The organism is Pseudomonas sp. TCU-HL1 (assembly GCF_001708505.1).
In the GTDB taxonomy this organism is placed as follows: domain Bacteria; phylum Pseudomonadota; class Gammaproteobacteria; order Pseudomonadales; family Pseudomonadaceae; genus Metapseudomonas.
Genome location: NZ_CP015992.1, coordinates 4,804,803 through 4,817,823, shown reverse-complemented (window position 1 = coordinate 4,817,823; position 13,021 = coordinate 4,804,803). Strand labels below are relative to the sequence as shown.

The window sequence follows — 13,021 nt, the reverse complement described above, 5'->3', positions numbered from 1 at the left end:
TTTCTGCTCATCGTTGATGGTAGGGGCCCTTCAGGCCGATTGGGGGGCAATCAAGCCCCCTTCATAGCTCGCTGTACTGTGCTCAAGCTAACCCCAAGCTCTTCAGCAGCCTTACGGAACGACAGGCCACCAACTACAGCAGCACGGATTGCCTCATCATCCACGGTCTTAACCCGCCCCTTGTATACGCCTTTGGCCTTCGCCTGCTCGATACCTTCCCGCTGGCGTTCCTTGATCATCGAGCGTTCGAACTCTGCGAAGCTGCCCATCATGGAGAGCATGAGCTTCTGCATGGCGTTGTTCTCGCCAGTGAACTCCAACTGCTCTTTGTGGAAGCGGATGTGGATGCCCTTGGTGTTCAGCTCTTCCACCAGCCGCAGCAGGTCAGCCAGAGAGCGTGCAAGGCGGTCGATACTGTGGACAACGATGGTATCCCCCTCTCTGACGTACTCCAGCATGGCCTGAAGCTGGGGGCGGTCTGTGGTGGCACCGGACACTTTGTCAGTGAACATCTTGTCCAGTTGCACACCATCAAGCTGACGCTCGGTGTTCTGGTCTACCGAGCTAACCCGTACATAGCCGACCTTTGCCATTTTGCCTCTCCTGTATTCATTTGCTTCTAGATGCTGAGACGATATCTGTATTCAGAACCAAAAGCAACCCTAATGAATACGAATTTTGCAGGGTGCCTGTATTCACTGACGAGTGCTCATGAGGGTGTACTCAAATGAACACGAATGAAGCCGTGTTGCGACAAGAGGCGGGTAAGTGGCAATCTGCCTTCATGCGAACAACAACCGAGGGAATGGAAATGGCAGGATCAGAGTGCCCCCACTGCAAGCAGAGGACCTTCTTCAATAAAGGTCCTACCTCTCAATGTTCAAAATGTGGCACGACCGGGTGGGGCTGGAATAGGTCCGTCAAGCCAGGTTCTGGAAAGGGCTTTATTTGCCCGCATTGCGAGAAACAAACCCTTCACCAGGTCATCGATATCGGGGACAAGCATGCGCTCAGGCGCTGTGCGACCTGTGATTACAGCCTAGTGGTGCCCTTCACGCCGACATAGCGGAATGCCTAGAGCCCTTGGAATAACGTAGAAAGGTCTACCCCAAGGGCATCCGCTAGAACCTTGATTGCATCAAGGCTTGGGTTAGCCCCTCCAGTCTCCACACGTGACATGTAGGTTCGGGCAAAGCCGCACTTGTCCGCAAAAGCTTCTTGGGTCATGCCTGTAGCAAGACGAAGCTCACGGATGCGGTTGCCAAAACTACGGCGTAGGGAGGGCGAAGACATTCGCCCATCGTCCTTTGATGTGCTCTAATCGTGAACACACTAATCGTGACATTCAGGGATGGAGGCTATTCAATGCTTACTAGATTCATGGCCGGAGCACTTCTAGTCGCTAGCACCACAGTTAATGCCGATCCACCCAAAGACATAAAAATTGGGACGAAATACATGGAAACGCAGATGGAAAGGTTAGTTTCCTATCGGGTTGACGACGAGCTAACGATATTTGTCAGGAGCGAATTCGGTCCCTTTACATACGGCCAGCCTGTGAATAATGACTTGTTCCTAGTTAGCGAGCTTCAAGCGCCAAGAATGAAGAGCCTTGGCGAACTGGTTGGGATGGTAAGAATGCCCCAAGGAAGTGTGGCTTATAAGAAGCTAGTAGAGTGTGAATTCTTTGAAAATAAAGTCTCAAGTGAGAACGGGCAGACATATCGCTTGTTTGACTGCACCCTGCAAAAAAATCCACGGGCCGAGGGAGGGAAGCCAGTAAAGGTTATTCGAAACATTAATGGGGATATGACATTTCGATAGCCCTGTAACTTGCAAATTACTGAGTATTATTGTTTCTATGCAGGAGTTTTAAATGCACCCCCTATTCCTTCTCTCTCTTGTTTCCTTGGGTTTTAGTTTGTTTGTCTTTTTCTATTACAGGCGGCTTGTGGTTGAGACGCTCAAGTTAAACAGGCTGCACAATTACTCTGACTCTACATACAGGGCAGTTCAAGCGCATTTTGCTGAGTTGAAGGATAAGGAAATGATGCTTACTGTGGATAAGGGGTATGGGGTAATTGACACGTCTGAATGGGAGCAGGAGTTAAAGCGTTTTGTATTCATGATAGTTGCTCCGCTACTTCCATCCTCAACCATGAGTCAAGTTAATAGTACGCCTTCTAAAAAAGAAGAGTTTTATGTATTTGCTACTGGTTTGATTAAAGACTTGCTCTGTTATGATGTTTTTCCTCAGAGATTTGATATATCCAGCTACATTCAGGGTAGATAAGGGATGAGGGCTATGGAAAAGGGAAGCAAGATTTCTTCCGATACTTTCGCTTGGTGGGGTATTTCGTTCGGATTGTTGGCATTAGGTATATACCTGGCGGCTTCGAGTTGGAAGGCGGCCCTGATTGTCTTATTTGCTTCTGTTATTTCAAATCCATTCATTTATTTACGAATAAAAGAAAAGCTAAGGTTAAATAAATGGATGAATTTGCAGGTGGTTGGAACGTGGCTTCTACTTGTTTCGGCACCATTCGTAATGTATGCGCACCAAAACGAGATAGAGGCAAATAGGCAGGCTTTGCTACAGCAGCAGGCTGACATTGCAGCTAAGAAAGCCGCTGAGTTGGCTGCTCAGCAGAAAAAAGAACAAGAGGATGCAGAGCGTAAAAGAGTTGAATTGGTTGCGGCTGACTTTAAAATCAACAAGGGGGAGATATTATCAAGGTTAGATGCTGCAACTCAGGGCATGGATATAGAGGCGGCGAGTGAACTAATTAAAAATTACAGCATTGTTAAAGATCCTAATTTCACAGAAAAAGAAAATGCATATTACGCAGCCAGAGCGGCTTATGAGCAAAAGCTAGATGCTGAGCGAAAAGCTAAAGAACAGGCCGAGGCTAAGGCTAGAGAGATAGAACTTGCCAAAAAGGCAAAAATAGAAGCTGAAGAAAACTATAAGACCAGAATTAGAAGCTATGCTCTTGATCCGTATACAGTTGATCAATATCCGAAAACGGTAGCCAAGTATAAATCGCGACTTAAAGAAATTGAGAGAATGCGTCGTCGTGCTGCTGAAATGGCTATTGATAGTGGTAAATGTGACTACGTTGAAGCGGTTGAGCTTAGTGATAGCAGAAGCTCTCTAAGGAATATTCATATTTGGGTTGACTGCACCAATCAGCAACGCTTTTACTTGAGTGAGAAAGAAATAAAAGATGCTACCCCTGTAAGGGCAGAATCTGAAAAGGCCTGGGATACGGATGATGCAAGAACTGCTTGTCGCGAGTTAATTAAAGATAACGCAACTATTCCAAGCTCAGTAGATATCCATGTTTTTGGGTCTGATGTATATAGGTCTCAAGCAGATGGTCGTGTAGTTATAACTTTTAACTTTGATGCTAAAAATGAATATGGAGCTGAAATAGGCTATACAGCTAACTGCTACTTTGAACCGCAGCGCGCAGGTACAATAGAGGTAAGTTTACGCAGGTAGTTAAAATCAATTACTTGATAGGCTTGTGAGGGATAGAGTTGAGTGCGAGAGGAGGGGGTTAGCCCCTCCTCTCTTCATTCAACTTTGATTTTACGTAGCAAGCGATGGAACAGTAAGAAGCAGGGTGATGGTTTTACGCACCTGCTGACTCGTATCTATCGCATACTTTGTTGGATTGCGCTCTAATTCTGCCTGAATCCAATCTTGAGCTTGTGTGGTTCCGCCAAGTTTCACAGCAAATAATTCAAACAAATAATCAGGCAGTGAAATGGTGGTTTTGTGTGGGGGATCAATTTCGTAAGTGTAAACGTTGATTTTTCTGTTCTTCATTTCTTTCTCCATTATGGTTTATTTTTTCATATCTTTTCTCTGTCTTAGTTAAACCTTGATTGCATTCTAATGCTTAGCCCACACCTTCACTGGGTGGCTTGTTCGGTTTTGGTAGACATAAATTTCTTGTGTATCGTTTGTTTCCTTTTAGTTAATTACATTGTTTTGCTATCCTCCCGTGGCACTAAGGGTCCAGGGGTGCGGCCCCTTAAGTTTATTTAAAATCTAAGACCAGGAATTCAGGCCGCACCTCTTGTAGGCGGGCATGGAATCAGGTTGGTTAGGTCAAGTGCGGCAATGTTTATCTTTTTACGTCTTGGTGTAGCGTAGTTGTAATCCAGGTCTTGCATTGCGTAAGCATCGACGCGACGAATTTCGGCTAAGAACTCGGCCTCTGTTTGTGGTGGATGTGTTAGCTTGTGTTTCTCAAGGTTATGCAAGGCATCCTGCTCCAGCGCTTTTAGAACTTCATTTCCTTTGGCGCTGAACGATTTTGAATACCAACCATGGATGGCTGATAGTCTTTTTGCGTATCCTGATTTTGAGGCTTTAAAAATATATGCTGGATTAACCAGGATTTTAATTTCACCTTTAATCATATCCTGCGGGTAGGTGAAAAACCTCAAGAGTCCGGCATTCTCAAGCGGGGTTAGTTTGGCTGAAATATTACTTTTAGTCGTTCCAAGACTTGCAGCAACATCCTCGGTCTTGCCAATAACAATATTACGATAAACCAGTATCTTGGCTAACTGCTCCATTACCTTTAGGTGTGCTGCGCTAAATACACGCCTTCCCCCGCTACGGACGGCTTCGCCAGAGCTTTGGTTATGAAAGCTTGTTAGATTATCAAACTTACTCATTCGACCATCCACCAACAAACCTAAATAGTCTCTAAGGTCCGACTCGTTGTTGATCTCTTCTGGCGGTTTAGTGGTGGTGGAATAATATTTCTTATCTGCTGCACTTACCTGGGTAGCAGGCGGAAAAACGTATTGAGCGCTTAATATCTCGCCAGTCCGCTTATCTACAATGTAATGAGCGTCACCACTGTTCACCAACACAGTGGCAGGCGTAATGATGTCGTCTGAACGATCGCGCACTTTCTCGATGTTGTTATCATTCGATGCGCTAACTGTATGATTAAGTTTCTTCACAAGTTCTCCTCTATGATGATTTTTGAGCACAAAAAAACCGACTAAGGTCGGCATGTACTCAGCGATCTCCATAGGGAGGAATTTAGAAATTCAGCTATTTACATGGCCGTGCCTTTTGATGGTTTGGTGCGGTTTGCAATAGTCATAAGATTTATCTCATGGTCTTGCTGATGACCGTCAGTGGTGGTCAGCCAATTTTCACGCATTAAAAAACCGCACAAGGCGGCTTTTAGGTAATCAAGCGTTCGACGTTAACGAGGATGTTTCATCCTTGAGTAAATCGCTGTCTGCTTCATATGATCACCATCTGCCTTTGTTTACCCACTAAATTATTTCGTGGAGTATCCATTTTAAAGGTTTTATAGGTCATGTCAAGACTAATATGAGGAGGGAGGAGCGCGTGTGCTTAGCATTTCGGTACTCCTCGACACTTGATAGATTGGCGATCTACGCTGTAAGCCCCGGTGTTGCTGGTGCTTTCGCAGTACGACTTGAGCTTGTTGGGGGGAAGTCGCATTTCTCTGAATCCCCTAACTGTGTTGCTTGAATTGGTTATTATTTGATCAGGCTGTCTGTTTGTAGTGACAGCTCTTGCGTCTACTTAAGGCTTGGAAAATCGAATTTCAGTGCCTCTATAGCTTCCTGCTTCTGCTCGAAAGACGGACCGGCGCTGTAAACATCGAGCGTGAAAGATTTATCCGACTCATGCCCCAAAATCCAAGGTATTACCTCCATGGTCATGCGTGCTCTGTGCAGTTCGGTGGTCGTTGTCTTACGTATGGAATGGAAAACGTGGCGGCTGTCATGGCCTTCTGTGACCTTGAGCCGGCCGAACTGCTTGGATAGGTAGTCAAGGCGATTGCCGTATTTGTTTTTGCCCCCTGCGAGCAGATGGCCGCCGTTGGTGTGTGCTGTTTCTAGCAGACGCTGATACACGGGCTGCAACCGGGAGTGAATGGGAATCTCACGAACCCCTGCTGATGTTTTTGCCTGCTCGATCTTGAAGGCTATTGGCTTGCCGTCCTTAAATATCGTGTTTTCAATGGAAATACGTCCTATCTCTTCCAGGCGTGCCCCAGTGTAAGCGGCAAGCTGTATTAGGTCCGCTAATGGCTGATTACCGAGGGATAGGGCTTTGGCGTGTAAAGCTTCAACTTGCTCCTTCGTAAAGGCTACATAGGATTCCCCAGCAGCTTTTCCGGCTCTTGGAAGGGCGTGGCCGTCGAAGGGGCAGGGCTTGCTGCTGAACTGATCACGAAATACTTGGTGGTATTTGCAGGCCCATTTCCAGAAATCTCTGCCTGACCATAGGTAGTTTTGGCGGGTGGTGCGTGAGGACGAAACCGATTCAATAAACGCATGCACGCTATCGAAGTCCAATTTTCTACCTTCTTTTGTGAGCCAGTCAGATAACCGTTGCACCCGGTTGCGGTGCATGTCCCTCGTTTTTGCTGTAGCAATCTGACTTTCGAGGTGAGTAGACCACTGGTCAAGCATGCCCTTGGTGATTGGAGAGCGAGGCTTGTAGCTCTTGGGGTTTGCTAGAATTATTGCTGCTTCAGCTTGCTCCGCGATGGAAAGCTGATATTCATGGCTGGTCGTTTGCAGTGCAGTTTGACGGAGTAAGGAATTTAGCTCCTGGGCCTTGCTGATTGCTTCATTGCCTGTAGCCAAAAACTTTTCACGCACAAGTCTAGATATCTGATCCACAAGCTCGGCATCTGCACCAGAATTTTTAAGGCTTTCTGCGCTTTCAGCCATAAAGGGAGCAAATGCGGCCATGATTTTGTCTACGTCTTCCTCGGTGTAGTTACGGCGTCGTCCGTTTACCACGCTCATTACATTTTTAGTAAGTGACCTCTCGGATCGTTTAGCTTCGTTGTGAAGCGATTCTCTCCAGCGGTCTGCGTTCTCTAGCTTCTGCTGGCGTGCTAGCTGAATCTCGTGTTTCCAGGCTGCAAGGATGGGCAAGCGCGCTACCAGCGCTTCGGCCTTGTTGCTGGTGCCTGTGGTCTTGGTGAGCGTGCGTCGATTCCCGAACGCAGGTCGTACGTCAGCAGGTACTACAATTCGAACATACCAAGTGGACTCACCTGCCTTCTGATACAGGTGGTCGCGTTCGTGCTTTCTGGCCATCTATGAGTCCCTGATTTCACTACTCGATTTCACTACTCTAGGTGGCTATATCCCTGTAAATCAAGGCTTTCAAGGGTGGCGGCAGTTAATCTGAGAGTCCCTATCTTCCCGCCATATTCAATACGAAAGCCCCTGAGACTTCTGGAGTTTCAGGGGCTTTTGCGTTTCTGGGCCGAGCAAGTGTCGAGAGTCATCGGTATGGCCCGCCTTCAGCTCATCCAGTAGAGCGTCGGGTAGGGTGTCACCCAGTTCGTTGCTATCCGTATGGCAAGAATGTGTCGTGACGTATGCGGCGATTGGCCTGGTAGATTCTGTCGGAACTCGGCTACACCGGTTCGGCTTGAGTTGACTGGGCAGGCGGCTATTGTGCATTCAGGCATCAGTGCCTGGGCATCACCCCATCGGACTCGGCGCCATGCAAGGACATTCCTCTATATAGAAGATGAGGGATGACCGAAAAGTTTCAAATAAGTGTTGACGGCAGATTCTGCATCCCTATAATGCGCCCCACTTCCGGCGCAGTTGCCAAGAAAAACTCATTGTAAAACAATGAGTTGAATGTTTGGTGAAGGTGGCGGGAGGTTCCGCTTCGCAAGATCGCCGCAGGCGAATGAAGTGGGAGCGGAGGCGTTGACAGCGGGTTTGAACGCTGTAGAATGCGCCTCCCGCTGACGAGAAGAGTGATTCGGATCGGCAGCGCAAGCGGTTGAGTAGAAAAGAAATTTTCGAAAAACAGCTTGACAGGAAGGAGGGCTGCGGTAGAATGCGCGGCCTCGGTTGAGACGAAAGGCTTGATCGAAACGCTCTTTAACAACTGAATCAAGCAATTCGTGTGGGTGCTTGTGAGGTAAGCCTGATAGTCAACTGATTATCAGCATCACAAGTAACACTCGTGAATTCGAGAGTTTATTTGCGATTGCTGAGCCAAGTTTAGGGTTTTCTCAAAACCCAAGCAGTATTGAACTGAAGAGTTTGATCATGGCTCAGATTGAACGCTGGCGGCAGGCCTAACACATGCAAGTCGAGCGGCAGCGGGTCCTTCGGGATGCCGGCGAGCGGCGGACGGGTGAGTAATGCCTAGGAATCTGCCTGGTAGTGGGGGATAACGTTCGGAAACGGACGCTAATACCGCATACGTCCTACGGGAGAAAGTGGGGGATCTTCGGACCTCACGCTATCAGATGAGCCTAGGTCGGATTAGCTAGTTGGTGGGGTAATGGCTCACCAAGGCGACGATCCGTAACTGGTCTGAGAGGATGATCAGTCACACTGGAACTGAGACACGGTCCAGACTCCTACGGGAGGCAGCAGTGGGGAATATTGGACAATGGGCGAAAGCCTGATCCAGCCATGCCGCGTGTGTGAAGAAGGTCTTCGGATTGTAAAGCACTTTAAGTTGGGAGGAAGGGCAGTCAGTTAATACCTGGTTGTTTTGACGTTACCAACAGAATAAGCACCGGCTAACTTCGTGCCAGCAGCCGCGGTAATACGAAGGGTGCAAGCGTTAATCGGAATTACTGGGCGTAAAGCGCGCGTAGGTGGTTCAGCAAGTTGGAGGTGAAATCCCCGGGCTCAACCTGGGAACTGCCTCCAAAACTACTGAGCTAGAGTACGGTAGAGGGTAGTGGAATTTCCTGTGTAGCGGTGAAATGCGTAGATATAGGAAGGAACACCAGTGGCGAAGGCGACTACCTGGACTGATACTGACACTGAGGTGCGAAAGCGTGGGGAGCAAACAGGATTAGATACCCTGGTAGTCCACGCCGTAAACGATGTCGACTAGCCGTTGGGATCCTTGAGATCTTAGTGGCGCAGCTAACGCGATAAGTCGACCGCCTGGGGAGTACGGCCGCAAGGTTAAAACTCAAATGAATTGACGGGGGCCCGCACAAGCGGTGGAGCATGTGGTTTAATTCGAAGCAACGCGAAGAACCTTACCTGGCCTTGACATGCTGAGAACTTTCCAGAGATGGATTGGTGCCTTCGGGAACTCAGACACAGGTGCTGCATGGCTGTCGTCAGCTCGTGTCGTGAGATGTTGGGTTAAGTCCCGTAACGAGCGCAACCCTTGTCCTTAGTTACCAGCACGTTATGGTGGGCACTCTAAGGAGACTGCCGGTGACAAACCGGAGGAAGGTGGGGATGACGTCAAGTCATCATGGCCCTTACGGCCAGGGCTACACACGTGCTACAATGGTCGGTACAAAGGGTTGCCAAGCCGCGAGGTGGAGCTAATCCCATAAAACCGATCGTAGTCCGGATCGCAGTCTGCAACTCGACTGCGTGAAGTCGGAATCGCTAGTAATCGTGAATCAGAATGTCACGGTGAATACGTTCCCGGGCCTTGTACACACCGCCCGTCACACCATGGGAGTGGGTTGCTCCAGAAGTAGCTAGTCTAACCGCAAGGGGGACGGTTACCACGGAGTGATTCATGACTGGGGTGAAGTCGTAACAAGGTAGCCGTAGGGGAACCTGCGGCTGGATCACCTCCTTAATCGAAGACATCAGCTTCTTCATAAGTTCCCACACGAATTGCTTGATTCAATTGCGAAGGCGATTGGGTCTGTAGCTCAGTTGGTTAGAGCGCACCCCTGATAAGGGTGAGGTCGGCAGTTCGAATCTGCCCAGACCCACCAATTGTCGCGGGGTCGACTGACCGCTGGACATTGGGGCCATAGCTCAGCTGGGAGAGCGCCTGCTTTGCACGCAGGAGGTCAGGAGTTCGATCCTCCTTGGCTCCACCATCTCCAGGCTGACCAAGAGCTCAGAATTGAATATCCGTTGTGGGATATTGAATTCTGGACTTTGTTTCAGAATCGTTCTTTAAAAATTCGGGTATGTGATAGAAGTGACTTGTTGAGTGTTTCACTGCACTCAATGATTCAAGGTAAAATTTGCGAGTTCAAGCGCGAATTTTCGGCGAATGTCGTCTTCACCGCCATGCTCACAGGCAGATTGCTTGGGGTTATATGGTCAAGTGAAGAAGCGCATACGGTGGATGCCTTGGCAGTCAGAGGCGATGAAAGACGTGGTAGCCTGCGATAAGCTTCGGGGAGTCGGCAAACAGACTTTGATCCGGAGATCTCTGAATGGGGGAACCCACCTAGGATAACCTAGGTATCTTGTACTGAATCCATAGGTGCAAGAGGCGAACCAGGGGAACTGAAACATCTAAGTACCCTGAGGAATAGAAATCAACCGAGATTCCCTTAGTAGTGGCGAGCGAACGGGGATTAGCCCTTAAGCTTCTTGGATTTTAGCGGAACGCTCTGGAAAGTGCGGCCATAGTGGGTGATAGCCCCGTACGCGAAAGGGTCCAGGAAGTGAAATCGAGTAGGACGGAGCACGTGAAACTTTGTCTGAATATGGGGGGACCATCCTCCAAGGCTAAATACTACTGACTGACCGATAGTGAACCAGTACCGTGAGGGAAAGGCGAAAAGAACCCCGGAGAGGGGAGTGAAATAGAACCTGAAACCGTATGCGTACAAGCAGTGGGAGCCTACATTGTTAGGTGACTGCGTACCTTTTGTATAATGGGTCAGCGACTTATATTCAGTGGCGAGCTTAACCGAATAGGGGAGGCGTAGCGAAAGCGAGTCTTAATAGGGCGTTTAGTCGCTGGGTATAGACCCGAAACCGGGCGATCTATCCATGGGCAGGTTGAAGGTTAGGTAACACTGACTGGAGGACCGAACCGACTACCGTTGAAAAGTTAGCGGATGACCTGTGGATCGGAGTGAAAGGCTAATCAAGCTCGGAGATAGCTGGTTCTCCTCGAAAGCTATTTAGGTAGCGCCTCACGTATCACTCCAGGGGGTAGAGCACTGTTTCGGCTAGGGGGTCATCCCGACTTACCAAACCGATGCAAACTCCGAATACCTGGAAGTGTCAGCGTGGGAGACACACGGCGGGTGCTAACGTCCGTCGTGAAAAGGGAAACAACCCAGACCGTCAGCTAAGGTCCCAAAGTTCTAGTTAAGTGGGAAACGATGTGGGAAGGCTTAGACAGCTAGGAGGTTGGCTTAGAAGCAGCCACCCTTTAAAGAAAGCGTAATAGCTCACTAGTCGAGTCGGCCTGCGCGGAAGATGTAACGGGGCTCAAACTAGACACCGAAGCTACGGGTTCGTCGTAAGACGAGCGGTAGAGGAGCGTTCTGTAAGCCTGTGAAGGTGAGTTGAGAAGCTTGCTGGAGGTATCAGAAGTGCGAATGCTGACATGAGTAACGACAATGCGAGTGAAAAACTCGCACGCCGAAAGACCAAGGGTTCCTGCGCAACGTTAATCGACGCAGGGTGAGTCGGCCCCTAAGGCGAGGCAGAAATGCGTAGTCGATGGGAAGCGGGTTAATATTCCCGCACTTCTAGTTACTGCGATGGAGGGACGGAGAAGGCTAGGCCAGCTTGGCGTTGGTTGTCCAAGTTTAAGGTGGTAGGCCGAACACTTAGGCAAATCCGGGTGTTCAAGGCCGAGAGCTGATGACGAGTGTTCTTTTAGAACACGAAGTGGTTGATGCCATGCTTCCAGGAAAAGCTTCTAAGCTTCAGGTAACTAGGAACCGTACCCCAAACCGACACAGGTGGTTGGGTAGAGAATACCAAGGCGCTTGAGAGAACTCGGGTGAAGGAACTAGGCAAAATGGCACCGTAACTTCGGGAGAAGGTGCGCCGGTGAGGGTGAAGCATTTACTGCGTAAGCCCATGCCGGTCGAAGATACCAGGCCGCTGCGACTGTTTATTAAAAACACAGCACTCTGCAAACACGAAAGTGGACGTATAGGGTGTGACGCCTGCCCGGTGCCGGAAGGTTAATTGATGGGGTTAGCGCAAGCGAAGCTCTTGATCGAAGCCCCGGTAAACGGCGGCCGTAACTATAACGGTCCTAAGGTAGCGAAATTCCTTGTCGGGTAAGTTCCGACCTGCACGAATGGCGTAACGATGGCGGCGCTGTCTCCACCCGAGACTCAGTGAAATTGAAATCGCTGTGAAGATGCAGTGTATCCGCGGCTAGACGGAAAGACCCCGTGAACCTTTACTGTAGCTTTGCACTGGACTTTGAGCCTGCTTGTGTAGGATAGGTGGGAGGCTGTGAAGCGAGGACGCCAGTTCTCGTGGAGCCATCCTTGAAATACCACCCTGGCATGCTTGAGGTTCTAACTCTGGTCCGTCATCCGGATCGAGGACAGTGTATGGTGGGCAGTTTGACTGGGGCGGTCTCCTCCTAAAGAGTAACGGAGGAGTACGAAGGTGCGCTCAGACCGGTCGGAAATCGGTCGTAGAGTATAAAGGCAAAAGCGCGCTTGACTGCGAGACAGACACGTCGAGCAGGTACGAAAGTAGGTCTTAGTGATCCGGTGGTTCTGTATGGAAGGGCCATCGCTCAACGGATAAAAGGTACTCCGGGGATAACAGGCTGATACCGCCCAAGAGTTCATATCGACGGCGGTGTTTGGCACCTCGATGTCGGCTCATCACATCCTGGGGCTGAAGCCGGTCCCAAGGGTATGGCTGTTCGCCATTTAAAGTGGTACGCGAGCTGGGTTTAGAACGTCGTGAGACAGTTCGGTCCCTATCTGCCGTGGACGTTTGAGATTTGAGAGGGGCTGCTCCTAGTACGAGAGGACCGGAGTGGACGAACCTCTGGTGTTCCGGTTGTCACGCCAGTGGCATTGCCGGGTAGCTATGTTCGGAAGAGATAACCGCTGAAAGCATCTAAGCGGGAAACTCGCCTCAAGATGAGATCTCACTGGGATCTTGAATCCCCTGAAGGGCCGTCGAAGACTACGACGTTGATAGGTGGGGTGTGTAAGCGCTGTGAGGCGTTGAGCTAACCCATACTAATTGCCCGTGAGGCTTGACCATATAACACCCAAACAATCTGGTGATTGTGGGT

General features: G+C 49.4%; 8 protein-coding genes, 2 tRNA genes and 2 rRNA genes. 7 read left to right on the top strand and 5 right to left on the bottom strand.

Annotated elements, in window-relative coordinates; translation table 11 throughout:
- Positions 1–50 precede the first annotated feature (50 nt).
- Entirely contained in the window at positions 51–593 is a 543-nt protein-coding gene (locus tag THL1_RS22010; RefSeq protein ID WP_069085217.1) for a recombinase family protein, read from the bottom strand.
- A gap of 481 nt (positions 594–1,074) precedes the next feature.
- Complete coding sequence (locus THL1_RS29240; RefSeq protein ID WP_083245991.1) at positions 1,075–1,293, bottom strand: helix-turn-helix domain-containing protein; 219 nt, start codon at positions 1,291–1,293, stop codon at positions 1,075–1,077.
- A 30-nt stretch (positions 1,294–1,323) separates the two neighbouring features.
- On the opposite strand from THL1_RS29240, the gene THL1_RS22005 reads away from it, so the two are divergent.
- Genes THL1_RS22005 through THL1_RS29885 form a run of 3 tightly spaced genes read left to right on the top strand, consistent with a single transcriptional unit; the run spans position 1,324 to position 3,505 of the window.
- Positions 1,324–1,824, top strand: a complete 501-nt coding sequence (locus tag THL1_RS22005; RefSeq protein WP_145928368.1) for a hypothetical protein — start codon at positions 1,324–1,326, stop codon at positions 1,822–1,824.
- Positions 1,825–1,876: 52 nt separating this feature from the next.
- The gene (locus tag THL1_RS22000) at positions 1,877–2,293 is read left to right on the top strand and encodes a hypothetical protein (protein ID WP_069085215.1); all 417 of its coding nucleotides are present in this window, start codon (positions 1,877–1,879) and stop codon (positions 2,291–2,293) included.
- Positions 2,294–2,305: 12 nt separating this feature from the next.
- Positions 2,306–3,505, top strand: coding sequence for a hypothetical protein (locus tag THL1_RS29885; protein ID WP_145928367.1), 1,200 nt, complete (start codon positions 2,306–2,308; stop codon positions 3,503–3,505).
- A 90-nt stretch (positions 3,506–3,595) separates the two neighbouring features.
- Here the strand turns inward: THL1_RS29885 and THL1_RS29880 are convergent, their stop codons facing one another.
- The 3 genes from THL1_RS29880 to THL1_RS21995 all read right to left on the bottom strand — a co-directional run bounded on the left by THL1_RS29880 (position 3,596) and on the right by THL1_RS21995 (position 7,125).
- Positions 3,596–3,835, bottom strand: coding sequence for a hypothetical protein (locus THL1_RS29880; protein WP_145928366.1), 240 nt, complete (start codon positions 3,833–3,835; stop codon positions 3,596–3,598).
- Positions 3,836–4,074: 239 nt separating this feature from the next.
- Positions 4,075–5,043 (bottom strand): hypothetical protein, encoded by a 969-nt coding sequence (locus tag THL1_RS29875; RefSeq protein WP_145928365.1) that lies wholly within the window; start codon positions 5,041–5,043, stop codon positions 4,075–4,077.
- Positions 5,044–5,586: 543 nt separating this feature from the next.
- Positions 5,587–7,125, bottom strand: a complete 1,539-nt coding sequence (locus THL1_RS21995) for a tyrosine-type recombinase/integrase (protein ID WP_069085214.1) — start codon at positions 7,123–7,125, stop codon at positions 5,587–5,589.
- A gap of 960 nt (positions 7,126–8,085) precedes the next feature.
- Between THL1_RS21995 and THL1_RS21990 the strand changes: the two genes are divergently transcribed.
- From THL1_RS21990 to THL1_RS21975, 4 genes are all read left to right on the top strand, one after another.
- Positions 8,086–9,622: ribosomal RNA gene (locus THL1_RS21990) — 16S ribosomal RNA — on the top strand.
- A 65-nt stretch (positions 9,623–9,687) separates the two neighbouring features.
- A tRNA-Ile gene (locus THL1_RS21985) sits at positions 9,688–9,764 on the top strand.
- A 32-nt stretch (positions 9,765–9,796) separates the two neighbouring features.
- Positions 9,797–9,872, top strand: a tRNA-Ala gene (locus THL1_RS21980).
- Positions 9,873–10,099: 227 nt separating this feature from the next.
- A 23S ribosomal RNA gene (locus THL1_RS21975) occupies positions 10,100–12,990 on the top strand.
- The 16S and 23S rRNA genes sit together here with 2 tRNA genes alongside, the layout of an rRNA operon.
- The last annotated feature ends 31 nt before the right edge of the window (positions 12,991–13,021 follow it).